At 58.0% G+C, this 24,092-nt stretch carries 25 protein-coding genes; 15 read left to right on the top strand and 10 right to left on the bottom strand.

The genetic code is table 11. The features are described from left to right. Positions 1–101: 101 nt before the first annotated feature. Entirely contained in the window at positions 102–938 is an 837-nt protein-coding gene (locus ACYVG7_RS14610; protein ID WP_460883827.1) for an ATP-binding protein, read from the bottom strand. After that, on the bottom strand, positions 925–1,614 hold the full coding sequence (locus ACYVG7_RS14605) for a DnaT-like ssDNA-binding domain-containing protein (RefSeq protein ID WP_460883826.1): 690 nt from the start codon (positions 1,612–1,614) through the stop codon (positions 925–927). The genes ACYVG7_RS14610 and ACYVG7_RS14605 overlap by 14 nt, the downstream gene beginning before the upstream one ends. Positions 1,615–1,883: 269 nt before the next feature. Between ACYVG7_RS14605 and ACYVG7_RS14600 the strand changes: the two genes are divergently transcribed. Continuing rightward, a complete protein-coding gene (locus tag ACYVG7_RS14600) occupies positions 1,884–2,870 on the top strand; it encodes a response regulator (protein WP_460883825.1) in 987 nt (328 codons plus the stop codon). A gap of 63 nt (positions 2,871–2,933) precedes the next feature. Here ACYVG7_RS14600 and ACYVG7_RS14595 read toward each other — a convergent pair whose 3' ends face one another. Beyond that, positions 2,934–3,386 (bottom strand): MarR family winged helix-turn-helix transcriptional regulator, encoded by a 453-nt coding sequence (locus tag ACYVG7_RS14595; protein WP_460883824.1) that lies wholly within the window; start codon positions 3,384–3,386, stop codon positions 2,934–2,936. Between the two features lie 115 nt (positions 3,387–3,501). Between ACYVG7_RS14595 and ACYVG7_RS14590 the strand changes: the two genes are divergently transcribed. Then, on the top strand, positions 3,502–4,650 hold the full coding sequence (locus ACYVG7_RS14590; RefSeq protein ID WP_460883823.1) for an aminotransferase-like domain-containing protein: 1,149 nt from the start codon (positions 3,502–3,504) through the stop codon (positions 4,648–4,650). A gap of 87 nt (positions 4,651–4,737) precedes the next feature. Here ACYVG7_RS14590 and ACYVG7_RS14585 read toward each other — a convergent pair whose 3' ends face one another. From ACYVG7_RS14585 to ACYVG7_RS14575, 3 genes are all read right to left on the bottom strand, one after another. Next, positions 4,738–5,310 (bottom strand): flavodoxin family protein, encoded by a 573-nt coding sequence (locus ACYVG7_RS14585; RefSeq protein WP_460883822.1) that lies wholly within the window; start codon positions 5,308–5,310, stop codon positions 4,738–4,740. 70 nt (positions 5,311–5,380) lie between these two features. Further along, positions 5,381–5,578 carry a heavy-metal-associated domain-containing protein gene (locus tag ACYVG7_RS14580; RefSeq protein WP_460883821.1) on the bottom strand — a complete coding sequence of 66 codons (198 nt, stop codon included), beginning with the start codon at positions 5,576–5,578 and terminating at the stop codon, positions 5,381–5,383. A gap of 155 nt (positions 5,579–5,733) precedes the next feature. Next, on the bottom strand, positions 5,734–5,937 hold the full coding sequence (locus ACYVG7_RS14575; RefSeq protein ID WP_460883820.1) for a heavy-metal-associated domain-containing protein: 204 nt from the start codon (positions 5,935–5,937) through the stop codon (positions 5,734–5,736). A 265-nt stretch (positions 5,938–6,202) separates the two neighbouring features. Here ACYVG7_RS14575 and ACYVG7_RS14570 point away from each other — a divergent pair, with 265 nt between their 5' ends. From ACYVG7_RS14570 to gstA, 3 genes are read left to right on the top strand one after another with little or no spacing between them, the layout of a single operon-like run. Then, positions 6,203–8,839: a heavy metal translocating P-type ATPase gene (locus tag ACYVG7_RS14570; protein ID WP_460883819.1), complete on the top strand. Its 2,637-nt coding sequence runs from the start codon at positions 6,203–6,205 to the stop codon at positions 8,837–8,839. Then, positions 8,829–9,332 carry a Cu(I)-responsive transcriptional regulator gene (gene cueR, locus ACYVG7_RS14565; RefSeq protein ID WP_460883818.1) on the top strand — a complete coding sequence of 168 codons (504 nt, stop codon included), beginning with the start codon at positions 8,829–8,831 and terminating at the stop codon, positions 9,330–9,332. The genes ACYVG7_RS14570 and cueR overlap by 11 nt, the downstream gene beginning before the upstream one ends. A 51-nt stretch (positions 9,333–9,383) precedes the next feature. Further along, entirely contained in the window at positions 9,384–9,989 is a 606-nt protein-coding gene (gene gstA / locus ACYVG7_RS14560) for a glutathione transferase GstA (protein ID WP_460883817.1), read from the top strand. A gap of 181 nt (positions 9,990–10,170) precedes the next feature. Here gstA and ACYVG7_RS14555 read toward each other — a convergent pair whose 3' ends face one another. Then, entirely contained in the window at positions 10,171–10,437 is a 267-nt protein-coding gene (locus ACYVG7_RS14555) for a putative hemolysin (RefSeq protein ID WP_460883816.1), read from the bottom strand. A 321-nt stretch (positions 10,438–10,758) separates the two neighbouring features. Here ACYVG7_RS14555 and ACYVG7_RS14550 point away from each other — a divergent pair, with 321 nt between their 5' ends. The 10 genes from ACYVG7_RS14550 (at position 10,759) to fdxB (ending at position 21,865) form a co-directional block, all read left to right on the top strand. Then, positions 10,759–12,060: a dicarboxylate/amino acid:cation symporter gene (locus tag ACYVG7_RS14550; protein ID WP_460883815.1), complete on the top strand. Its 1,302-nt coding sequence runs from the start codon at positions 10,759–10,761 to the stop codon at positions 12,058–12,060. A gap of 468 nt (positions 12,061–12,528) precedes the next feature. After that, on the top strand, positions 12,529–13,410 hold the full coding sequence (nifH, locus tag ACYVG7_RS14545) for a nitrogenase iron protein (protein WP_460883814.1): 882 nt from the start codon (positions 12,529–12,531) through the stop codon (positions 13,408–13,410). A 63-nt stretch (positions 13,411–13,473) separates the two neighbouring features. Next, entirely contained in the window at positions 13,474–14,922 is a 1,449-nt protein-coding gene (gene nifD, locus ACYVG7_RS14540) for a nitrogenase molybdenum-iron protein alpha chain (RefSeq protein WP_460883813.1), read from the top strand. 63 nt (positions 14,923–14,985) lie between these two features. Beyond that, positions 14,986–16,548, top strand: a complete 1,563-nt coding sequence (gene nifK / locus ACYVG7_RS14535; RefSeq protein ID WP_460883812.1) for a nitrogenase molybdenum-iron protein subunit beta — start codon at positions 14,986–14,988, stop codon at positions 16,546–16,548. Positions 16,549–16,643: 95 nt separating this feature from the next. Next, a complete protein-coding gene (gene nifT / locus ACYVG7_RS14530; protein WP_460883811.1) occupies positions 16,644–16,865 on the top strand; it encodes a putative nitrogen fixation protein NifT in 222 nt (73 codons plus the stop codon). Positions 16,866–16,945: 80 nt separating this feature from the next. After that, a complete protein-coding gene (locus ACYVG7_RS14525; RefSeq protein ID WP_460883810.1) occupies positions 16,946–17,650 on the top strand; it encodes a NifB/NifX family molybdenum-iron cluster-binding protein in 705 nt (234 codons plus the stop codon). Between the two features lie 561 nt (positions 17,651–18,211). After that, positions 18,212–19,600: a nitrogenase iron-molybdenum cofactor biosynthesis protein NifE gene (gene nifE, locus ACYVG7_RS14520; protein WP_460883809.1), complete on the top strand. Its 1,389-nt coding sequence runs from the start codon at positions 18,212–18,214 to the stop codon at positions 19,598–19,600. 9 nt (positions 19,601–19,609) lie between these two features. Then, positions 19,610–21,016 carry a nitrogenase iron-molybdenum cofactor biosynthesis protein NifN gene (nifN, locus tag ACYVG7_RS14515; protein WP_460883808.1) on the top strand — a complete coding sequence of 469 codons (1,407 nt, stop codon included), beginning with the start codon at positions 19,610–19,612 and terminating at the stop codon, positions 21,014–21,016. Continuing rightward, entirely contained in the window at positions 21,009–21,548 is a 540-nt protein-coding gene (locus ACYVG7_RS14510) for a NifB/NifX family molybdenum-iron cluster-binding protein (protein WP_460883807.1), read from the top strand. Before nifN ends, ACYVG7_RS14510 begins: the two co-directional genes overlap by 8 nt. 32 nt (positions 21,549–21,580) lie before the next feature. Continuing rightward, positions 21,581–21,865, top strand: a complete 285-nt coding sequence (gene fdxB, locus ACYVG7_RS14505) for a ferredoxin III, nif-specific (protein ID WP_460883806.1) — start codon at positions 21,581–21,583, stop codon at positions 21,863–21,865. A gap of 89 nt (positions 21,866–21,954) precedes the next feature. Here fdxB and ACYVG7_RS14500 read toward each other — a convergent pair whose 3' ends face one another. From ACYVG7_RS14500 to ACYVG7_RS14490, 3 genes are all read right to left on the bottom strand, one after another. Then, positions 21,955–22,746: a bestrophin-like domain gene (locus tag ACYVG7_RS14500; protein ID WP_460883805.1), complete on the bottom strand. Its 792-nt coding sequence runs from the start codon at positions 22,744–22,746 to the stop codon at positions 21,955–21,957. A gap of 214 nt (positions 22,747–22,960) precedes the next feature. Next, on the bottom strand, positions 22,961–23,302 hold the full coding sequence (locus tag ACYVG7_RS14495; RefSeq protein WP_460883804.1) for a hypothetical protein: 342 nt from the start codon (positions 23,300–23,302) through the stop codon (positions 22,961–22,963). Positions 23,303–23,506: 204 nt separating this feature from the next. Next, the gene (locus ACYVG7_RS14490) at positions 23,507–23,845 is read right to left on the bottom strand and encodes a zinc ribbon domain-containing protein YjdM (RefSeq protein ID WP_460883803.1); all 339 of its coding nucleotides are present in this window, start codon (positions 23,843–23,845) and stop codon (positions 23,507–23,509) included. Between the last annotated feature and the right edge of the window lie 247 nt (positions 23,846–24,092).

Below are 24,092 nucleotides of genomic sequence, written 5' to 3'. Positions count from 1 at the left end.
GTTAACATGAACCGCCGTATGCGGAACCGCATGTACGGTGGTGTGAGAGGACGGAGGCCGCGAGGCCTCCTCCTACTCGATGCGCTTTTCAGCGGTTGGATTCAGCCTTGGTAGTTGCCGACATGGGGCCGGCGACTGGGACCGATGAGCTGGATATCGACAGGATTAAAGGCTTTGATCGCTTCGAAACAAAAATCACCCAGCGCGTGATGCAGTGAGGCGGGCGCATGGTTGGTGATCAGGATGACGCTCTTGGACAGGTTACGACGACGGCGGAGCAAATGGCCGAGAAAGCTGGATTGGCTCTCCAGTAATTTGGCGCGATTTGAGCCGATTTCATCGATGATCAGCAGGTCGACCTCTTCCAGGGCGCGGCGATAGCGGTTGCGCTCTTCCTGATCCTCAATCACGCCGAAAAACAGGCGATCGACGACCGATGCCCACTGTTGGAAGATGACTGATTTTTGATGCTGGGCGATCAGCTCATGGGCGATAGCGCCAGCCAGTGTCGATTTGCCTGTGCCATAACCGCCGTAGATCAAGACACAACTGCCGCCATGCTGTTCCCAGTGTTCGAAGCCACTGATGAAGGAGCGAGCGGTCTGGATGGCGTACTCCAGGGTTGGGTCGGTATGATCCATGCGTGCGAATAGCCACTCGGGGTTGAGATCCGCTTGTGCAATCAGACGTTCAATCCGGTGGCGTTGAGCCTCCTGCTGGAGCTGGCGAACCTCCCGATTGGCGGCGGCTTCATATTGCTGACGCAAGGTTTCGTAATCCAGCTCTGTATGGTCATCAGGATTTCTACGTAGGCGCTGGATCCGCTGCAGCAGGGTGTTCATATGCTTCTGCAATTGCGGATCATGTTCACGATGTACCGAATGCAAGGGTTCTGCCCGGTTCTCCTGACTCAGATGGGTTGGCTCATTCTTTTTCATCGCTCTCTCCTTGCTCGTGCGCTCGCAGACGGCGAGCGTCGGCAATCATCTGTAGGGCTCGTGGACTGGGGCCGCTGTCTGGAGTCGCCGCCACTTGCTGGTAACCCGTGCCTACCATGGGTGTCAGACTGGTTTTGGTATAGCGTCTTGCTTTCAATGCCTTGATAAATTTCAACATCCATTGATGGTCGGTGGCAAAAGTTTCCGGACGGCCCAACCAATAGGCCATAAACTCCCCCAACTCCTCCTCGTTGAAGCGACTCTCCAGCAATCCGCACAGTTTTGCCAGATCGTGAAATGCCTCGCCAGGACGCCAACTCGGCTGCATCGGATGCGCGGCTTGTGGGATTGGTAAGCTGTTAAAAGCCTGAGTCAGGCAGGGTAATACACACACGGCACCATGGTAATGACTTTCTTGTGGCGGGTGGTTTACGCGAATGAGCCCAGCCTCCTGAAGTTCGTCCAGCAGTCGAGTGAGCTGACTGGCGTTGACCTGATAGCTAAAGCCGCCCGGTTGCTGCGGGTCCTCGACCGCCAGCGCCCGGCCCAGCTCCGGATAGCTGAGCAGGACCGGGGCACCGGATTCGGCTAACCGCCGCAAATGCAGATAATAGAGGGTTCTGGCCGGATGGCTCAACCTGGGGCTATTGAGTTGAAGGTACTCAGTTGGCGTCATGATAAACAGTAGCGAGGACAGTGGCGCTATTATCGATTAATCCGCCATCAGCGCCAATCATTTGCGTGGTTTTAGCATGCTGCCGAGAGCAAAGCGGTGGGATCTGCGCCTGTTAGAGGGGGACGCTGATCCCGATTGAACCGTTTACCAACACATTCATCGGGCGGCCGTCTAAAAACGAGCAATTCTCATCAACCTAGAACTTTTGTTCTGCTGGCAACTTGTCTACCCTCAATGCAACAGAGTCAGAGAATCGAGACAGGTTGAAGATGTCGTACCCGGGTGGGCAGCGTAAAATATTAGTCATTGAAGGTGAGCCGGTGTTCCGGGCAACTTTGTTGGCTTTTTTGCGACAGCAAAACCATCTGGTTTATGTTGCCGAAAATGGTTTGGACGGACTCGCTGCCGTTGCGGTTTACCACCCGGATCTGGTGCTGTGTGACTTGAACATGCCGGGGATGGATGGCCATCAGGTGATCCAGTGTATTGCCGCCCGTTTCCCACAAACCCCGGTCATGGTGATTTCAGGGCAAGCCAATCTGGATGATGTGACCCGTGCTTTGCGTGCTGGCGCCAAGGATTATCTCATCAAGCCGATCCGCAATTGGCCAGCACTGTCTCAAGCGATTGAGGAGTGCCTGGAGTCCGTCACCGAGGCCCAGCACTATGGTGAGCTGGCAGCCCATCTTTCCCGGTTGCATCGAGATGACGTGGCGGCCACTGAGTTGCTCAGCGCCATGGCTCCGCCCCATGAACAGACGCTGCAACGCTGGCAAACCCGCTATCACAGCAGCAGCCCGCTGTTGCTTCCCGAGTTTTTAGAGCTCAATGGCCAGCTGATGCTGGTGGTGATGGAGCTGTCATTTATGGGGGCAGATGCCGCGTTCATCGGTGCCATGATCAAGTTTTTGCTACATGGCCCCTATCGCCAATATCAGCAAGGAGAGAGTCGCTTACTGGACTCCCCGGGCAGCGTGTTGGAATACCTGAACTGGAATCTGTATGAATCGGGGCTGCGGGGCAATGTGAATATGGCGGTGATCCTGGTCTCGGAGCAGGATGAGCAGGTACGGTTTGCCAATGCCGGATTGACGTCACCTTCCTGGCTGCAACGAGCTAACGGTATGCCACTGGGCATGCTGCGGCAAACCGATTATCCGACCTTTCAACGGGTGATGGACAAGCCCTGTGTCCTGCAATTTCGCGCCGATAGCGGTGATGAACTCTCCGTGGAGTTGCAGCACGCCGGTTGCTAGCGAACGCCAAGTGAAGGTGCCGAAGGCTTCGACAGGAGGCTGATCGTGCCTGCATCACCTGGATCAGGAGAGCAGATGGGAAAATTGGGTATGAGCCAACTGGGCCATAATGGTACGCCACTGCTGTTCGGCTTGAACGCCAGCTTGCTGAAACACTCCAGCCATCAACTGCCGTTGGCTTTCGGATAGACGACTTTCCAGTTCCATTCCAGACTGACTGAGGGTCAGACGTTTAATCCGCCGATCGTGCTGGTCCTGCGTGGCGAGGATTAGTCCTGACTCCTGCAGGGTCCGTAATGGACCATTCAGCGCCTGTTTACTCACTCCCAAAATCCGCAGCAAGGCGTTGACGCTGAGCGCCGGGTTGCGTCCCACGAAATAGAGAATGCGGTGATGCACTCGCTGCAGCCCATGCTCCGCCAGAATGGCATCCGGGCCCGTGGTGAAGGCGCGAAAGGCGAAATGAAACAATTCCAGCGCTTCATTGAGCGCGGCCTGGTTATTTTGGTCAATCATATTGACTTGATGCAATCCGGTGGCAAGATAGGTCAACTTTACTGACTTATTTACCTTGATGCGCGAGAAAATGCAACTCGCGCCTCAGCTTCATGCACACTGACAGGAGGTCGGCATGTTTGCCCAGCGGATCCAGCACCTAACCTCATCCATCATTCGCGAGATCCTTGCCGCGGCCCAGCAACCGGGAGTGATCTCGTTTGCCGGTGGCTTACCCGCAGCCGCCAGTTTTCCCGAAGCGGATTGGTCGACCTTGCCAAGCTATGTCAAACAATATGGCATGAGTGAGGGCGAGCCTGAATTGCGCGAAGCCATCGCGGCCGAGGCGCGCAGCAAGGGGATCCGGTGTGATGCCAATCAGGTGCTGGTGCTATCCGGTTCTCAGCAAGGTCTGGATTTGGTCTCCAAGCTGTTTATCGATCCGGAGAGCAGTGTGCTGGTTGAATCGCCCACTTACCTGGCGGCGTTGCAATCCTTCCGTCTGTTTCAAGCCAAGTGCCAGGGTGTCCCCTTGAAGGGGCCTGGGCTGGATCTGGAACTGTTCGAGACTCAGGTGCGGGATCACAAACCGCGCTTTGCTTATCTCATCCCGAGTTTCCAAAATCCGTCCGGTACCTGTTATAGCGTCCAGGCGCGGCAGGACGTAGCTGCCATGTTGGATAAATACGGTCTGCCGTTGATCGAGGATGAACCTTACTGCGAGCTCGATTACGACGGGGTTGCCAAACCGCCGATCTGCTCCTTGGTGCAACGGGCGCCGTGGGTGTTCCAGGGCAGTTTCTCCAAGATTTTGATGCCAGGCCTGCGTGTTGGTTATCTGATCGCCCATCCGAGTCTGATTACTCACTTGGTGCGACTCAAGCAAGCCGCGGATCTGCACACCAATCGCCCGGGGCAGTGGCTGGCGCTGGAATATATGCGTTCGGCGGAAAAACCGGCACGTCTGGCGCGGTTACAAGCCTTCTACCGCGAGCGCCGGGATGCGTTTGCCGCCGCCCTGGAGAGCGAGTTCTCGGATCTGGCCGATTGGCAGGTGCCGTCTGGTGGCCTGTTCTTCTGGTTGAAGCTCAAGCAGGTGCGGGATACCCGTCCCTTGCTGCAACCGGCACTGGCGGCGGGGGTCGCATTTATGCCTGGCGAAGCATTCTTTGCCGAAGATGAACCGCCCCATGGCTATTTGCGTTTGAATTTCAGCCATACCGAGCCTGAGCTGATGGTGGAGGGGTTACGTCGACTGCGCCAGGTATTGCTGAGCGCCGCCTGAGTAAGCCATTCCCCGGCAGAACACAGCAAAACGCCACCCTCGGGTGGCGTTTTCGTTACGGTCGTTCGGCCCTCGACGGGCTCTGGATTACTTGAAGCGCAGGCTGAGCTGCGCGACCCGTTCACCAAAGAGTTTGGCGGTCGCCAAATCGCCGGGGAGTGGGCCTTCATCCGGACTGGAATCGGAAGGAGATTGCGCCATCAGCCCCGCAAACGAGCCTAGCCAGTTAATATCGTTGCGTACCGCTGCCTTGCTATTGGCCGGCATCAACCCGGTACCGACCCAAATCATGCTGTGTTGCATGGCCAGGGTGATGAGATAGTGCAGGGTTGAATGCTTATCGCCGTTGATGGTGGCCGAGTTGGTAAAGCCCGCAGCAATCTTGTCTTTCCAGGCCTGCCCGAACCAGGGGCGGGAGCTGGCATCGGCAAATTTCTTAAATTGCCAGGAGGGTCCCCCCATGTAGGTGGGAGAGCCAAAAATGATGGCATCGGCCGCTGCGAGTTCTTCAAAACCACCGTCAGGAATATTTCCCTCACTATCGATGGCCAGCAAACTGGCTTCGACGCCGCTAACCTGTCCGGCTCCAGCCAACACGGCCTCGGCTTGTTTCTGGGTGTGACCATAACCACTGTGATAAACCACGACGAGCTTGCTCATGACGTCTCCTTGTGACGGGTACCGCAAATAGGATGGTTGAACACTGGAACCATCGGGATGGTGACAACTGTTATTGGGGATCCGGGGTGTAGCCCGCCTCCATCAGGCGTAGGGCCAGTTCCTCCCGGCTGAGCTGGCTATCGATTTCGACCCGGAACTGTTCCAGATCGATCTGTACTCTGGCGTGTGGATCGGCGTGGCGTATGGTGTCGGTGATGGCACCGCTGCAGGCTTCGCAGATCAAATCATTGACGATAAAGGTATGCATGGCTCACCTCCTGCGGGTGTTGACGGCTGCACGGCCACTGAAACTATCAAGCTGGTGTGTAGACAAGTGTGTATCGCTCCCCCCGAGATTTCCTGTTTTAGCGTGATAATTTCATCTCGAGCGCGAACAGTCTCCGTTCAATACCTCACCGGGCATCAATGCCCTTGAATGGTCGGGCTGTAACCGGCTTCTTCCAACAGAGCCAGGATCTGGGAAATTCCGAGCTGGCTATCAATTCTCAGCAGGTGCTGGGCCAGATCGATCTCGAGCCGGGCCTGACCATCGGCATTGAGCAAGGTAGTTTTGATCACGCTGGCACAGTGGCCACAGGTCATATCGGGAATGAGAAAACTGTGCATGAGGGGGATCTCCTGAGCCAACAGAACCCTGCTGCTGGTGTCGCTTGGCAAGCCGTCATGAAGGGGCGCTTGTTGCAAAAATGTTGCTTACTGGAAGGTAGCACTCTGGCTTTGCGATGCCAATCGAAAACCGTGAATTTATCCAGCTGGAAGCGTCGAGACGAGCGCAGTGTGCCTTGGTTTGTCATCGGCTTGACCTTTACATCATGGTAAGGTTGAAACTTGAACTATCGATATCTGTTTCCTGGTCAGTCGGAGCTTGCACATGTCCATTTTAGAGTCCGAATCATCCCCGTTGGCAGCCTCATCCGCTGCGCGTGCAACCGCGCGGTGGCGGCTGCCGATTGCTGGCATGAACTGCGCCGCTTGCGCGGCACGGTTACAAAAAGTGTTGCGGGCTACACCGCTGGTGAATCATGCCGAGGTCAATTTTGCCTCGGCTCAGGCCGAGGTGGAGGCCAGTCAGGAGCTTGGCTTGCCAGTCTTGCTGGCAGTGGTCGAACGTTGCGGGTTTTCTGTGCCCTTGCTGGAGCAGAGCTTCCACATCAGTGGCATCAGTTGTGCCTCCTGCGTGCAGCGGATCGAACGGGGCTTGCTCAAGGTGCCGGGCGTTGTCACGGTGAGTGTCAATCTGGCCAGTGGTGAAGCGGGGATCGGCATGTTGGCCGACACAGATCCGGCACGGTTGCTGGCGACCGTACAGCGGCTGGGATTTGGTGCCGAACTACCCACGTCGAACCAGACGGTTGCAGAGCCGGAGGCGCAGGGCTGGCCCAGTTGGTGGCCGGTGGCGGTCGCGGCTTTACTGACCATGCCACTGCTGCTGCCCATGGTGGCCATGCTGTGGGGCGAGCATTGGGCGCTGCCACCGCTGTGGCAATGGCTGCTGGCGACACCAGTACAGTTCTGGTTGGGGGCGCGCTTCTATCGCAGTGCCTGGCAGGCACTGCGCAGCGGCAGTGGCAATATGGACTTGTTGGTCGCCTTGGGGACCTCCGCCGCCTATGGCCTCTCGTGCTGGCAATGGCTGCTCGGGCTGCGCGCGCAGTTCATGCTGCACCATGCTGCCGTGCCGGAGCTCTATTTTGAGGCTTCGGCGACCGTCATTACCCTGGTCTTGCTAGGCAAATGGCTGGAGACGCGCGCCAAGCATCAAACCACGGCCGCCATCCGCGCCCTGCAGGCGTTGCGGCCGGAACAGGCTCGCGTCTATCGGCAGGGGGAATGGCGTTGGCTGGCCGTGGCTGCCCTGCAGGTGGGCGATCGGGTGATGGTTCAGCCAGGAGAGCGAATTCCGGTGGATGGACAGGTGCTGCTCGGCGAGAGCCAGGTGGACGAATCCCTGCTGACCGGTGAGAGCTTGCCGGTAAGCAAAAGCGTCGGAGATACGGTCACCGGCGGCGCCGTGAATGGCGAAGGGCTACTGGAGTTGGAAACCTTACGCCTGGGGGCTGAAACCACACTGGCGCGGCTGACTCGGCTGGTAGAGCAAGCCCAGATGACCAAGCCGCCGGTACAACGCCTGGTGGATCGGGTCAGTGCCATCTTCGTGCCGGTGGTGGTCGGGATTGCGCTGCTGACGATTCTGGGCTGGGGCCTGCTGGCGGGCGATTGGCCACAAGCGCTGCTCAATGGCGTGGCCGTGCTGGTGATTGCCTGTCCCTGTGCCCTGGGGCTGGCCACGCCGACCGCCATCATGGTGGGGACCGGCGTGGCGGCGCGACACGGCATCCTCATCAAAGATGCGCAGGCGTTAGAGCAGGCTCAAGCCATCGGCCAGCTGGTATTTGATAAGACCGGCACCCTGACGCTCGGCCATCCAGAGCTGGTTGCCTCGGCGGTCGTCGGGCCTCTGGTGCTGCCGGCTGCGGCCACGGAGCGGCCAATGCAGGACGACGAGCCCGAAGCTGGGCGGGCACTGCGGCTGGCGGCAGCTCTGGCGCAGGGCAGCAGTCATCCCCTGGCCAAGGCTTTGCTCCGAGCTGTCCCGGCTGATGGCGAGCCTTTGCCGACGTTGCTGGCCGGAACCGCATTGCCGGGGCGCGGCATGCAAGGCACAGTCGCTTACGCCGGTCAATCGTTCGTTATGTGGCTGGGCAGTGAGCGGTTGCTGGCGGAAATGGGGGTGAGCTTGCCGACTTCTGCCGAGTCGGCGGTAGCACAAGCGGCGCAGGCGGGCCAAAGCATTTCCTATCTTGGCTATCAGGATGCACAGGACCAACCCCGCGTGCTGGCCTGGTTCGGGTTTGCCGATCCCATCAAGCCTGGCGCCGTGGCGGCGGTGCAGGAGTTGCAGGCTGCAGGCATTCAGGTGGTGATGTTGACCGGGGATCACGCCTTGGCAGCTGCCAAAGTCGCCTCGGCGCTGGGGATCCGGGATTTTCAGGCTAATTTGTTGCCGCAGGAAAAGCTGACGGCATTGAGTCGTTATCGCCAGCCGGGGATCATCCAGGCCATGGTCGGAGATGGCATCAATGATGCGCCCGCTCTGGCGGCGGCGGATGTCGGGATTGCCATGGCCACCGGGAGTGAGGTCGCCATGCAGGCGGCCGGCATTACCCTGATGCGTGACGATCCGCAACTGGTATGGGCTGCGATCGATCTCTCCCGGCGTACCTACGCCAAGATCCGTCAGAATCTGTTCTGGGCCTTTATCTACAATCTGGTCGGGATCCCCCTGGCTGCGGCCGGGTTGCTGAACCCTGTGCTGGCCGGTGCGGCGATGGCATTCAGCTCGGTGAGTGTGGTCAGCAACGCCTTGCTGTTGCGCCGCTGGCGGCTGACCAGGGGGGTGGAGGCTCAGGTGTCGCAACTCTCGTCTTCGCTCCCGAGCACACCTTCGATCCCGACTGCGCCCTCTCAACCCGCAGTGACGGATAAGGAGTCCGGCCATGATCAGTAATTCTCTCCGGCGGCCATTCCCCCGGGATCCGGAGCCCGAGGAACGGCGTGGTAAGGGGATGACCATCGGCGAAGTCGCCCGCAGCAGCGGCGTGACCGCCAAGATGATCCGTCACTATGAGGCGCTGGGTCTCATTCCGGCACCGCTACGCTCGGCGGCGGGTTACCGTTATTACGATGAGACGGCGCTGCACGAGATCCGGTTTATCCGTCAGGCCCGCAGTTTGGGGTTTGGTTTGCCGCAGATTGCCGAGTTGCTGATCCTGTGGCGGGATCGCGGTCGTGCCAGTCAGGAGGTCAAGGCGCTGGCCGAGGCACAGTTGCAGGCGTTGGAGCAGAAGATTGTCGAGTTGCAGCAGATGCAACAAAGCCTGCGCCGTCTGGTCAGTCAATGCCACGGTGACGAGCGGCCGGATTGCCCGATCCTCGATGAGCTGGCGACGGAAAAATCGGAAAAGTCTGGAAAAAAGGGTTGCCATGACGGCGGGGGATGATCGAAGCTGGAGACCGTTGTCGCGCTGTTTTTGTGATCCTTTGGAGTCCCCATGAAACTCTACTACACCCCCGGAGCCTGCTCCTTGGCCTCTCACATCATCCTGTGTGAATCGGGTCTGCCTTATACCCTGGAGCGGGTTGATTTGCGCAATAAAACCATCGCCGATGGTCGTGATTTTCTGGCCATTAACCCCTTGGGGTATGTGCCGGTGCTGGAGCTGAATAATGGCGAGATCCTGACCGAGGGCTCGGCAATCCTGTTTTATCTGGCCGATCTGGTTCCGGCGGCAGGCTTGGTACCGCCAGCCGGTGAGGTGGCCCGTTATCGCTTGTTGGCCTGGCTGAACTTTATCGGCAGCGAGTTGCATAAAAACTTTTCGCCGCTGTTTGGTAAACAGATCCCTGAGGAGTACAAGGCCCAGGTCAGCGAACGGCTGGCGGCGCGCTTTGCCCATGTCGATGGCGTGCTGGCTTATTCACCCTATCTGGCGGATGGCACCTTCAGCATTGCCGATGCCTATCTGTTTGTGGTCAGTAACTGGGCCTCGATTGTTGGCTTTGATCTCAGCCCCTATCAGCACCTGCTGGCCTTCCGGGAGCGGGTACTGGCGCGCCCTTCGGTACAAAGAGCCATGCAAGAAGAAGGATTGCTCTAATCCTGGCGGTCCGAGAACAAGGCAAACAAAAACAACACGGGTGCTTCGGCGCCCGTGTTGTTTTTTCGATCCTGCGTTGTTTTGGCAATGTTGTTCTAGATGGTCGGCAGATCGTTTGTTCGGTGACTGGCGATTCTACCGGGTGCCGTTTCAACTGCGTGGCGTTTCTACGGCCTAGAGGTTAGTTCTCGGCGCCAGCGGCAGGGGCGGGATGATCGGCGCGATACAGGGTCCACTCCTCGACGACCCGGCCATCAGGCAGGTGACAGTTACTGCTTTGTCCGGCTTCCGAGGTCACCGGCTCACTCTTGCCGCCTTGCTGGGCACAATAGACGGCCGCTGGATTGGCCATACCAATGGCGGGGGTGGGCTCGGTGGTTTTGCCACAGCCGCCGAGTAACAGCAGGCCACTGGCTAAAACGGTCAACGGGAATCGCATTGTTCTCATAAGGGGCTCCTGTGGCTGACTGCCGGGTGAGCATGGCAAGGCGAAGGTCAGATCCCTGCGCACGATGCAGATCATCATGCTAGCGGGATCTGCGCTGTGGCCCAAGTCGGGATTATGGATTCGTTAAGCTACCGTTTACGTTTCATACCTATTGCGGCAGGTTAATAGGCTGTTAAGTTGCTCAAATTATCATCTCTTATGCTGTATTTTTCTGGTTTTTCCGATCGTTGCTCGGCATTATTCCCGATTGCCAGCGGTAGTTTCTGTCCTGACAGGCGGATATTGCCGCATCTTAGTTCCATCGAATCTGGATGATCCCGTATGAAAATGAACAAACTGACAGCTGCGATCCTGATCAGCATGCTGCTTGGCATTCTGGTTGGCCACCTGGTACGTGCCCTGGCGCCGGATGCTGCCACCATTACCAGCTTTACTGCCAACATCACCATTTTGACCGATATCTTCTTGCGTCTGATCAAGATGATTATTGCCCCCTTGGTGTTCAGTACCCTGACGGTGGGAATTGCCAAGATGGGGGATAGCAAGACGGTTGGACGCATTGGTGCGAAAACCATGGGCTGGTTTTTGACCGCGTCGCTGATCTCCCTGAGTCTGGGTCTTATCATGGTCACCCTGCTGCAGCCGGGGGTGGGTCTCGCCTTAAGTGTGCCGGACACCGCCGCCAGCAGCGGCATCTCCGCCGGTGCCATTACCTTGAAAGATTTCGTGACCCACGCCATTCCCAAGAGCGTGGTCGAGGCGATGGCCAATAACGAGATCCTGCAGATTGTCGTCTTCTCGCTGTTCTTTGGCTTGGCTGCCGCCTCGTTGGGGGATAAAGCCAAGCCTGTGGTCAAGCTGATGTCCGCCACCGCGGATATCATGCTCAAGGTCACCGGTTTTGTGATGGCGTTTGCTCCATTGGCGGTCTTCGCGGCCATTGCGGCCATGGTGGCCAAGGAGGGGATGGGTATCCTCTCGACCTATGGCACCTTTATGGCGCAGTTCTACCTCTCGATCGGTGTCCTGTGGTTTGTGCTGCTGGGAATGGGCGCCCTGTTCCTGGGTGGCCGCGTGCTACGCCTGCTCAAGAGCATCCGTGAACCAGCCTTGCTGGCGTTCTCGACCGCTAGCTCCGAAGCCGCCTATCCCAAGACGCTGGAGCGTCTGGAGCACTTTGGTTGTTCCAAGCGTATCGCCAGTTTCGTGCTGCCCATGGGCTATTCGTTCAATCTGGACGGCTCCATGATGTACTGCACCTTTGCCACCCTGTTTATCGCCCAGGCCTATGGCATCGATCTCTCCTTCGGCCAGCAGATAACCATGCTGCTGCTGTTGATGGTGACCTCCAAGGGGATGGCCGGGGTGCCTCGGGCCTCCTTGGTGGTGATTGCCGCCACCCTGTCCCAGTTCCACATTCCTGAAGCCGGTATTTTGCTGTTGCTGGGCATCGACCATTTTCTGGATATGGGCCGTTCGGCGACCAATGTGCTGGGCAATGCAATCGCCGCCGCGGTAGTCGCGCGCAGCGAAGGGGCTTTGGGTGAGGAGCTGAGTGAGGAAGAAATTCTCGCTTTATCCAGCCAGGCACTTCCTGCCGAGCCGGTGCTCGAGCAGGCATAACCCTGCATTCGTCTGTTGTTGTAACCCAAACCCTGGCCTGCGTGCCGGGGTTTTTGTTTGGCTCTCTCCCAGTTAGTTGTCGTGAATGGAGGGGGATGGAGTCTGGACGAAAAGCTGACCGTTGGCGGCAGGGATGCCGCCATCGAGCCTACAGGGATGTATTTACGGCGTGTCTGCGCTCGTTCGGACGCCATCTCACGCCTGAGCTGGCTCTTTCACCATATAGCTGGAAATGTGCCTTTGTTTGGGGTTGGCAGGCCGGGGCCAACAGCCATGCCAGTGCGACAATCGCTGTGTCGGTTGTTGTGCTTTTCCGTACAAATAGCCTGTGTTTGTTTTCTTCCTCGCTGCCAAAAGCCAGTCATTCAAATAAATTATCCATATAAAACAATTGGTTATTTGTTTTTCCGCAATTGGTACAAGCCGTGCAATTAGATAAGCGTCAACTGTCAACAAGGAGATATCGACATGGCGCTTCGTCAATGTGCAATTTACGGCAAGGGTGGGATCGGCAAGTCCACAACTACCCAGAACCTGGTCGCCGCTCTGGCTGAAATGGGCAAGAAGGTGATGATCGTCGGTTGTGACCCCAAGGCCGACTCTACCCGTCTGATCCTGCATGCCAAGGCCCAGAATACCATCATGGAAATGGCTGCGGAAAAGGGTTCTGTAGAAGATCTGGAACTCGAAGACGTGCTGCAGATCGGTTACGGCGGCGTGCGCTGTGCCGAGTCTGGTGGTCCTGAGCCAGGAGTTGGTTGTGCCGGTCGTGGTGTTATCACCGCCATCAACTTCCTGGAAGAAGAAGGCGCGTATGAAGCCGACCTCGACTTCGTATTCTATGACGTGCTGGGTGACGTGGTGTGTGGCGGTTTCGCCATGCCAATCCGCGAAAACAAGGCACAAGAAATCTACATCGTCTGCTCCGGCGAAATGATGGCGATGTATGCCGCCAACAACATCTCCAAGGGCATCGTGAAGTATGCCAAGTCCGGTAGCGTGCGTCTGGGCGGCCTGATCTGTAACTCCCGTCAGACCGACCGCGAAGATGAGCTCATCATCGCCCTGGCCGACAAGCTGGGTACCCAGATGATTCACTTCGTACCCCGTGACAACGTGGTACAACGCGCCGAAATCCGCCGCATGACCGTCATCGAATATGACCCGAATGCCAAGCAAGCCAACGAGTACCGCACTCTGGCCCGCAAGGTGGTGGACAACAAGCTGCTGGTGGTCCCGACCCCGGTCACCATGGACGAACTCGAAGCGTTGCTGATGGAGTTCGGCATCATGGACGAGGAAGACGAAAGCATCATCGGCAAGACCGCAGCAGAAGAAGCGGTAGCCTGAGTCCTGTGATTTCCGCGGCCGGCTGTGGTCGGCCCGGAAATCCTCCGCTAGGGAGAATAAGCAATGACAGACAGAACGCGTGAACAGAATGAAGCGCTGATCCAGGAAGTGCTGGAGATCTACCCCGAGAAGGCGCGCAAAGACAGACAGAAGCACCTGACGGCCAATGACCCATCCCTGGAAAAGGCCAGCAAGTGCATCACCTCCAACCGTAAGTCCCTGCCGGGCGTGATGACGGCTCGTGGTTGCTCCTACGCCGGCTCCAAGGGCGTGGTATTCGGCCCGATCAAGGACATGATCCACCTGTCCCACGGTCCGGTCGGTTGTGGCATGTACTCCAGCGGTGGCCGTCGTAACTACTACACCGGCGTGACCGGGGTGGACAGCTTTGGCGCCATGAACTTTACCTCCGATTTCCAGGAAAAGGACATCGTATTCGGTGGCGACAAGAAGCTGCTGAAGATTGTCGAAGAGATGGAAATGTTGTTCCCGCTGACCAAGGGGATTTCGGTACAGTCCGAGTGCCCGATCGGCCTCATCGGTGACGACATCGAAGCCGTCTCCAAGCAAGCGAGCAAGCAGATCGACAAGCCCGTGGTTCCGGTGCGTTGCGAAGGCTTCCGGGGCGTCTCGCAGTCCCTGGGTCACCACATCGCCAACGACGTGATCCGGGACTGGATCCTGCCGAACCGTGATGGTGAAGCCTTCGAAGGCACCCCCTATGACGTCGCCATCATCGGTGACTACAACATCGGTGGTGATGCTTGGTCTTCCCGCATCCTGCTCGAAGAGATGGGTCTGCGCGTGGTAGCCCAGTGGTCCGGTGACGGTACCCTGCCGGAGATGGAAAACACCACCAAGGTGAAGATGAACCTGGTGCACTGCTACCGCTCCATGAACTACATCTCGCGCCATATGGAAGAAAAGTACGGGATCCCATGGATGGAGTACAACTTCTTCGGACCGACCAAGACTTCCGAGTCTCTGCGCAAGATCGCAGCCCAGTTCGACGAAACCATCCAGAAGAATGCCGAAGCGGTCATCGCCAAGTATGAAGCGCAAACGGCGGCCGTGATTGCCAAGTACCAGCCTCGTCTGCAAGGCAAGAAGGTGATGTTGTATGTGGGCGGTCTGCGTCCTCGTCATGTCATCGGCGCCTATGAAGACCTGGGTATGGAAATCGTCGGTGCCGGTTATGAATTCGGCCACAACGATGACTACGACCGGACTTTGCCGGAACTCAAAGAAGCCACCTTGCTGTATGACGATGTCACCGGCTACGAGATGGAAGAGTTCGTCAAGGCCATCAAGCCTGATCTGATCGGCTCTGGCGTCAAGGAAAAGTACATCTTCCAGAAGATGGGTATTCCGTTCCGCCAGATGCACTCCTGGGATTATTCCGGCCCGTACCACGGCTATGACGGCTTTGCCATCTTCGCCCGCGATATGGACATGACGTTGAATAATCCGTGCTGGTCCCAACAGACCCCACCATGGAAGAAGTCTGCCTAAGGGCAGGATGGCAATCCTTGTAACCCGTTAGTTCACAGATGAGTGGCGCGGGAGGAGATGGATATGAGTCAGAATATTGAGAACATCAAACCCTGTTATCCCCTGTTCGAGCAGGATGAATATCAGAGCCTGTTTGCAGGCAAGAAAAGCCGTTTCGAAGAAGCCCATGGCGACAGCAAGGTAAAGGAAGTCTTTGACTGGACCACCTCGGCTGAGTACCAAGAGCTGAACTTCAAGCGTGAAGCGCTGACCATCAACCCGGCCAAAGCCTGCCAGCCCCTGGGCGCCGTGCTTTGCTCCTTAGGGTTTGAGAAGACACTACCCTATGTGCATGGTTCACAAGGCTGTGTGGCGTACTTCCGTACCTATTTCAATCGTCATTTCAAGGAGCCGGTCGCCTGCGTGTCTGACTCCATGACCGAAGACGCGGCTGTGTTCGGTGGCCATGCCAACATGAATGACGGTCTGCAGAACGCTTATGCGCTCTACAAGCCGGAAATGATTGCGGTATCGACCACCTGTATGGCGGAAGTTATCGGTGATGACTTGCAAGCCTTCACCAACAACGCCAAGAAAGACAACTTCATCCCGACTGAAGTGCCGGTGCCTTATGCGCACACGCCAAGCTTCGTCGGTAGCCATGTCACCGGTTGGGACAATATGTTCGAAGGCTTCTGCCGCTCCCTGGCTCCGGAAGCCAAAGAAGTGGGCAGCAATGGCAAGCTGAACCTGGTCACCGGTTTTGATACCTATCTGGGCAACTACCGGGTGCTCAAGCGCATGATGGCCGAAATGGGCGTCTCCGCTTCCTTGCTCTCCGACCCGTCAGAGGTGCTGGATACGCCGGCCGATGGTCAATATCGCATGTATGCCGGTGGTACCACTCAGGCGGAAATGGTGGATGCACCGAACGCCATCGACACCCTGTTGCTGCAACCCTGGCAGTTGGTGAAGACCAAGAAAGTGGTTACCGAAACCTGGGGCCAGCCTGGCTCTGCACTGAACGTGCCCATCGGTCTGGAAGCGACCGACGAGTTCCTGATGAAGGTCAGCGAGCTGACCGGCAAGCCCATCCCAGAATCACTGGCTACCGAGCGCGGCCGTCTGGTGGATATGATCACCGACTCCCACACCTGGCTGCACGGCAAGAAGTTTGCCCTGTACGGGGATCCGGACTACGTGATGGGTCTGACCAAGTTCCTGCTGGAGCTGGGTGCCGAGCCAACCGTGATCCTGTGCCACAACGGCTCCAAGAAGTGGGAAAAAGCACTGAAGAAGGTGCTGGATGCCTCTCCGTATGGTCAGAACAGCGAGATCTACGTCGGTTGCGATCTGTGGCACCTGCGCTCCTTGATGTTCACCAACAAGCCGGACTTCCTGATTGGCAACTCCTACGGCAAGTTCATTCAGCGCGACACCCTGGCCAAGGGCAAGGCGTTTGAAGTGCCGTTGATTCGCCTGGGCTTCCCGATTTTCGACCGCCACCACCTGCACCGCATGACCACCTGGGGTTATGAGGGCGGCATGTACATCGTCACCACCCTGGTGAACGCGGTACTGGAGCGTCTGGATCAGGAAACCATGGAGCTCGGCAAGACCGACTACAACTTCGACCTGGTTCGCTAAGGCGACCACGGGCGGGAGCTTGGCTCCCGCCCGTTTTTTTGTGTGCGATTGTCTGGCCGGTTCCTGCTGCAGGAATGGGTCATCAAGGAGAGACCATGCCCAATATCATGTTTCGTCAACAGGCCGATGGCCTCTACTGCTACATCGCCAAGCGGGATCTGGAAGCCAAGATCACCGCCATCGAATTTGAACAAGAGGATTGCTGGGGCGGGCGTATTGACCTAGCTGACGGCCAATCTTTCTATCTGGCACCGCTGGCAGGAATGCCCTCACTGCCGACCACACTGCGCCTGACCCGGGCCCAGGGTGAGGATTAACCCCGCGACACCTGTGTTTGTTGCGATGACACCTATGTTTGTTGCGATGACATCGCGGTTACGATGACAAGGAGCTCCCCATGAATACGCTGCTGGAAAGTCAGGTTTATTGGCGTCTGCTGGCGCTGGCGCAACAGGTTCCCGATCTGGATCAAGTCAAACTGTTTGACTGGGTCTGCTCCTTGTTGAGCGGGCCGTTGAATACGGCCGGGCTCGATGCTCTGAGCCTCGAACTGCTCAAGGAGCGGGCATTGCCGGAGCTGGCACAGCGTGATGCCAGCCTGTGGCCGCAACTGTTGGCTACATTGCACGGGGAATTGCCAGCGCATCTGGATCCGCGCCCGCTGCCACCCGGTGAGGGCGCAGGCCAGTTACGGGTCGCCTTTGCCTCCACCGATGGCGTGCTGGTCAATGGCCACTTCGGCAGTTGCCCGCTGTTCTTCATCTATCAAGTGAGTGAGCAGGGGGCCCGGCTCATCGACATCCGTCGTTACTCGGCGTGGAAACAGGAGACCGGAACCTCCGGCAGTGAAGGCAACGAGGCCCGAGCCGAGTTATTGCAAGGCTGCCACCTGCTGTTTTGCGAGGCCATTGGTGGTCCCGCCGCGGCACGGGTGATCCGCCACGGTATCCACCCGGTGAAGATTAAACGCGATCCCACCATCCGGACCCAGCTGGATGATTTGACCCAACTGCTGCAAGGTCAACTGCCGCCTTGGCTGGCCAAGGCGCTCGGACGCAAGGATGACCTGGCCAGCCGTTTCGATCTGGAACTCGAGGAATAAGGCTGAAACCTGCTGGGGTGGGAGCACGCATTGCCAGCCCGAACTCCGGGCGCACATCCATAAGCGGTGCGGCATCTTGCTTCAGCAGATCCGAACCCGTCATGGCAGGGATTTTTCTGGTTTCCCTTGTCTTCCATGTCGGTCGCTCAACCCGCCAGCTTCCACATCAACGCTGGCGGCTCTCTCGCGTAATTCTCATGCACGTTTACAAGGCTCGGGACGACTCTTGGCTGGGGGGCGGGTCGTCCCGATGCCTTCCCTTCGGGGAGGGCATCCTGCGCCTGGCGCTAGGTGGATACAGAACTCTGCTCTCCGGTTTTGTGGTGACTGGCTCTGCGGCGACTGACTCTGTGGTGATGGCTCCTGTGGTGACGGACTCTGTGGTGACGGACTCTGTGGTGAATAGTACAAGCGTTGGCTCTTGTCGCTCATGTCTGAAACGCGACAAAAATAAAGCTATAAAAATCATAATTTTATCTTTGGTTTGTCCCTTGCAGTACCTGTTGCAGGCTTATCTCGAGGGTAAGCAATCGGTTCGGTCGTATCCCACAAGGAGTGGTTATGAAGGGAAATGAGATCGCTGCATTGATGGATGAGCCAGGGTGTCAGCACAACGGCAAATCCAAATCGGGCTGTAGCGCGCCCAAGCCGGGGGCCACGGCAGGGGGCTGTGCCTTCGATGGTGCCCAAATCACTTTATTACCCATTGCTGATGTCGCCCATGTCGTTCATGGCCCCATCGGTTGTGTCGGTAGCTCCTGGGATAACCGCGGGACCCACAGCTCCGGGCCGACCCTGTTCCGGTTGGGATTTACCACCGACTTGAGCGAACAGGATGTGATCATGGGTCGGGGGGAGCGACGCCTCTACCACGGCATCAAACAGATCGTCGAGCGCTATCAACCGGCGGCGGTGTTTGTCTACAACACCTGTGTTCCGGCGATGGAAGGCGATGATATCGAGGCCATCTGCCGGGTCACCGCCGACAAGCTGGGCGTGCCGGTGATCGCGGTCGATGCCGCTGGTTTTTATGGCAGCAAGAATCTGGGCAATCGCATTGCCGGCGATGTGATGGTGGATCGGGTGATCGGCCACCGGGAGCCGGCACCCTGGCCGGAGCATTTTGCCATCCCCGCGGCACGGGGCCACAGCATAGCGCTGGTGGGCGAATTCAACATCGCCGGTGAATTCTGGAATGTGTTGCCGCTGCTGGATGAGCTGGGGGTGCGCGTGCTCTGTACTCTGGCCGGCGATGCGCGCTTTGCCGAGGTGCAGACCATCCATCGCAGTGAATTGAACATGCTGGTCTGCTCCCGGGCGCTGATCAATGTGGCGCGCAAATTGGAAGATCGCTTTGGAACGCCCTGGTTTGAAGGCAGTTTCTACGGGGTCCGCGATATGTCTGACTCCCTGCGCGCCATCGCCCAGGGGCTGCAGGATCCGGATCTGCAGGCGCGTACCGAGGCGCTGATCGCTCGCGAAGAGGCGCGGGTCGAAGCACTGCTGGCAGAGTTCCGGCCCCGACTGACCGGCAAACGGGTGTTGCTCTATACCGGCGGCGTCAAGTCCTGGTCTGTGGTGTCGGCATTGCAGGATCTGGGGATGATTGTGGTGGCCAGCGGGACTCGCAAGTCCACCGAAGAGGATAAGGCGCGGATCCGCGAGTTGATGGGGGAGGATGCCATCATGCTGGATGAAGGCAACCCTCGTCTGCTGCTGGATGTGGCCCACGAGCAGCGCGCCGATCTGATGATCGCCGGTGGCCGCAACATGTACACCGCCTACAAGGCCAAGCTGCCGTTTCTGGATGTGAATCAGGAGCGGGAGCATGCCTTCGCCGGTTATGACGGCATGGTGGAGTTGGCGCGGCAGATTTGTCTGACCCTGGAAAGCCCGATCTGGCCCCAGGCCAAGAGTCGTGCGCCATGGCACATGACGGTTCAGGGCTAGGAGGTTGTTATGGCACTTATCATCAAACCGAACAAACCGATTGCCACCCGTCCCATCAAGAGCGGCCAACCGCTGGGCGCCATCCTCGGCAGCCTGGGACTGGATCGCTGCATTCCGCTGATCCATGGTGCGCAAGGCTGCAGTGCGTTTGCCAAGGTGTTTTTCATCCAGCATTTTCACGAGCCGGTGCCCTTGCAGTCCACGGCCATGGATCCCATCACCACCATCATGGGCTCCGACGACAACATTCTGCAGGCGCTGGTGACTCTGTGCGAGCGCAGTAATCCACGAATTATCGTGCTGATGAGCTCGGGACTGGCCGAAGCCCAGGGTGCCGATATGACCCGGGCCATCAAGCTGTTTCGTCAGAGTTACCCCAAGCATGACCGGATCGAGGTGGTGCATCTCAATACTCCCGATTTCTACGGCTCTATGGAGAATGGTTTTGCCACTCTGGTGGAAGCCCTAATTGAACAGCTGGTGCCCGAGCAGGCGGTGCGTACCCTGCGCAAGAAGCGGGTGAACCTGCTGCTCAGCCATATGCTGACCCCCGGGGATATCGAGCTCATCCGCAGCTATGTGGAAGCCTTTGGCCTGCAACCGGTGTTGGTGCCGGATCTGGCCCACTCCATGGATGGTCATCTGGCCCGTGGTGACTATTTGCCGGTGTCGCAAGGCGGTACCGATGTTTTGGCGCTGCGCCAACTGGGGCAGAGTGCCGCGACGCTAGTGATTGGTCCGTCCCTGGCGCGTGCCGGTCAGCTGCTCCAAAAACGCACCGGTGTCGAGAGTCATAGCTTTGCCCATCTGATGACGCTGGCGGAGATGGATCGCTTCATCCTCACCCTGCAGCGCCTGGCCGAGCGGCCAGTACCGGAGTGGATCGAACGCAGTCGCGGCCAGTTGCAGGATGCCATGATCGACACCCATACCTGGGTCAATGGTCGGCGGCTGGCCATCGGTGCGGAAGCCGATCTGCTGATGGCCTGGGTCAGCTTTGCTCAGAGCGTCGGGCTGCAACCCTGCAGTGTGGTGGCGCCGGTGAATCAGCCCTGGCTTGCTGGCCTACCGGTGGAGTCGGTCCGCATCGGCGATCTGCAGGATCTGGTCGATGGCATAGACCCTCGTGCCTCGGGTCCGTTGGCACCGCGTGCTGTGGATCTATTGCTCAGTAACTCCCATGGTGCTGACTTGGCGGCCGAGCTGGATATTCCGCTGTTGCGGATTGGGTTTCCCATCTATGACCGCATGGGCGAGTTTCGTCGCACCCGTCAGGGTTATGCCGGTATGCGCGATACCCTGTTCGAGATTGGCAATCTGATGCAGGAGCGTTGTCATGGTCGAGCGGTGCACCATTCGCCGCTCAAGCAACAATTTACTGACGAGCAGATGGCCGAGGAGCTGCGCTATGTCTGATCACATCAAAGGGTCTGATCACACCAAGGGGTCTAATCACATCAAGGGGTCTAATTACGTCGAAGGGTTTAATCACATCGAGCGTCAGTTAACCCTGAGTGATCCCCAGACGGCGTCGTTGAAAGTGGCGTTTGCCAGTGCCGATCACAAACGTGTCGATCAGCATTTTGGCTCCTGCGAGGCTCTGCTGGTGTATGGCGTCGAGCCGGAGCGTGCCGAGTTGCTGCAGGTGACGGAATTTCGCATCGAGCAGGGACACAGCCTGGCCAAGCTGGAGAGCCGGATGGAGGTGATCCATGACTGTTTCGCCGTGTTCTGCGTGGCGGTGGGCGAGTCGGTGTTCCGCCAGTTGCTGGCAGCGGGTATTCGCGCCATCCGGGTGGAAGCCGGTACCCCCATCAGCCAGTTGATCCGTCAATTGCAGTTGCAGTGGCCAGCCGCCAGCCGTCAGGCCGCTCCCGAGCGCAAGAGCCGGAACCGCGATCCCGACCGCATCCAGGCGCTGGAGCATTCCAGCTGGGATGAGGAGTAACCCGTTTTTCAACCACAAGGAGAGTTGTGCCCATGACCACCACCATTACCGGTCTGACCCGCGGCGGCAAGCCCTGGCAGCCGAAGTTTGTGACCGCTGTGAACTATGCCACCTGCATCGGCTGTGGCCGTTGTTACAAGGTTTGTTCGCGGGATGTGTTTGATTTGAAAGAGAAGAGCGACGTGCTGGGGGACGACTTCGATGATGAAGATCAGGATGATGTCGCCATGGTGATGACGGTCAGTGATGCCGATGACTGTATCGGCTGCGGTGCCTGCTCCCGGGTCTGCCCGAAGAACTGCCACAGCTACAGCTAGGAATTACTCCTGGCGATACCACATGTCCGGTTGCGGGCATGTGGTATCCATTGCTTCTGTCCGATCGTGCACTCATCGCGGCTGAGGGTTTATTTGTGCAGATCCGGCAGCATGCTGGCCTGCAGATCGAGCAATACCTGATCGGCGGCGGTAATGGTGAAGAAGCCTAACCGGGGAAATTCCATATCGACAATCACATAGATGCACAACGACATGATGCAGGCGAAGGCGACGCAATGGAGCCAGCTGCGGTGCGGGTTTTCCGCCATCTCGTAGCCAATCAGTAACGAGCCCATCAAGCTCAGAAATGCCAATAGCAAAAATATCACCAGCGGCGGATGGTTCTGGGTCACCATCCAGCGAGTGGTGGTGATGTCGATCATCTCGTTCAGGGCCGGTACCAACAGCATCATGGCGTGGGCGGGGGCATCAGGCGCCCGTGCGGCAATCAGGGCATGTTGCCAGATCTGTGATTGCAACCGGATCGATTGATCCAGGCGTTGCTGGACTGCCGCCATATCGCGGGCATTGTGGTAGATCTGGGCTCTTAGCCCTGTGTAGTCATAAAACAGGGTGCGCAGCTCGGGCTGGCTGGTTACAGGCAGCAGATCGAGGCGCAGATAGGCGGTGCCGATGGCATTGGCCTCCTCGGTGATGAGATGGCGCCTGTCCTCAAAGCGACTGGCGGCACCGGAGAAGGTGAACGCGATCAGCAGACCCAACAAGGCGAAGACGGCGCCTTCTGCGGTGCTGACTCCGCGCGCCAATCCTCCTTCCCGGACCAGATGGTGCAAGCCAATCCGGCGACCGATCTCCAAAAACAACAGCATGCCGAAAAACAGCCCGAGCGTGGCGCTACTGGCAATCTGGATCAGATCCATGATGCGTTCTCCATGACGAAGTGAGCGGGTGGCACCCGCAGCTTGATGATGCAAGCCCTGATGGATCAAGCATAGCAGGCGGCCTTGGCTATCTGAGGAGCGGTTGCAGAAGCCTGGAGCCACAATGGCAAGCACGGGTGCGGACACCGCAGGCCTGGGTCAGCGCAGGAGAGGGGATGATCGTGGCCAATCAGCTGGCGGGGGAGGAGACCTGTTATCCGCGTGCCAGGTAGTGCTCAATCAGATTCGGCAGGGCGTCATTGAGCTGACTTTCCAGGGCATCGAGATCTTTACCCAGCGCCGCCAGCAAGCGCGCGGCTTTTTCCTTGCTCAGCCCTCGTTCGCCAAGCCGATATTCAGTTTCCGGTAATTGCTTGTCGAAACGGGGAATAATCTCCAGCACCACGGTGCGCTGGTGGGTTTGTTCGAAGGCTTTTTGCACCAGCAGGCAGAACTCCTCGATATAGTCTTTGCCATCCGGTCCCAGGCAGCCGGGCTCAATCCGGAACACCAGGGTCAGTTTGCCCCCCGGCAAGGAGGTTGTTTCGGCTGACATAAGAACTCCGCAAGTGGCTGACCGGTAAGTCTAAGGGTAGAAGAGGTTGCCTTTTTTGCATAAAAACACGGGCAAATCAAGCAGATGAACGGAGAATTGCCGGTCTCGGCTGGAACATGTCGGTGAGCGGTGAGCGGTGAGCGGTGAGTGGGGGGAGTGAACGGCCCTCGCACTGGACGAGGGGCCATTCAATGACGACAGGCCTCAGGCCTTCTTCACAAATTCGGATTTGAGCTGCATGGCGCCGATACCGTCGATCTTGCAGTCGATGTCATGATCACCATCCACCAGACGGATGTTCTTGACCTTGGTCCCGACCTTGATCACCAAGGAGGAGCCTTTGACTTTCAGATCCTTGATCACCGTGATGGTATCGCCATCTTGCAGTTCGTTACCGACCGAGTCGCGGATCACGCGCTTTTCTTCGGTCTCTTCGACGGCGGTCTGAGACCATTCATGGGCGCATTCCGGGCAGACATACATGCTACCGTCTTCATAGGTAAATTCTGAACTGCACTGGGGACACTGGGGTAAATTGCTCATGCTGCACCTTTCATCAATGGAATAAATCGGCCGGGCCAAACGACCCATGCTGCGGGGATGGATCAGGACAGCGGGCTGTCCAGGGGGCGCTATGATAGCGCTTGTCGCCCCGTTGGTGTACCCACAGCGACCAGAAGGTTTTCCTGGTCATAAAAAAAGCCTCTTTCGAGGCGCTGTTCCCTTTACGTGTTGTTGACTATTTTCACCCCACCCGATAACCAGGATTTTGCACTGTTGGGCTCTTGGT

Source organism: Pseudaeromonas pectinilytica (assembly GCF_054780855.1).
Note: the sequence above shows the minus strand (reverse complement) of the source record. Positions and strands in the feature narration are given on the sequence as shown.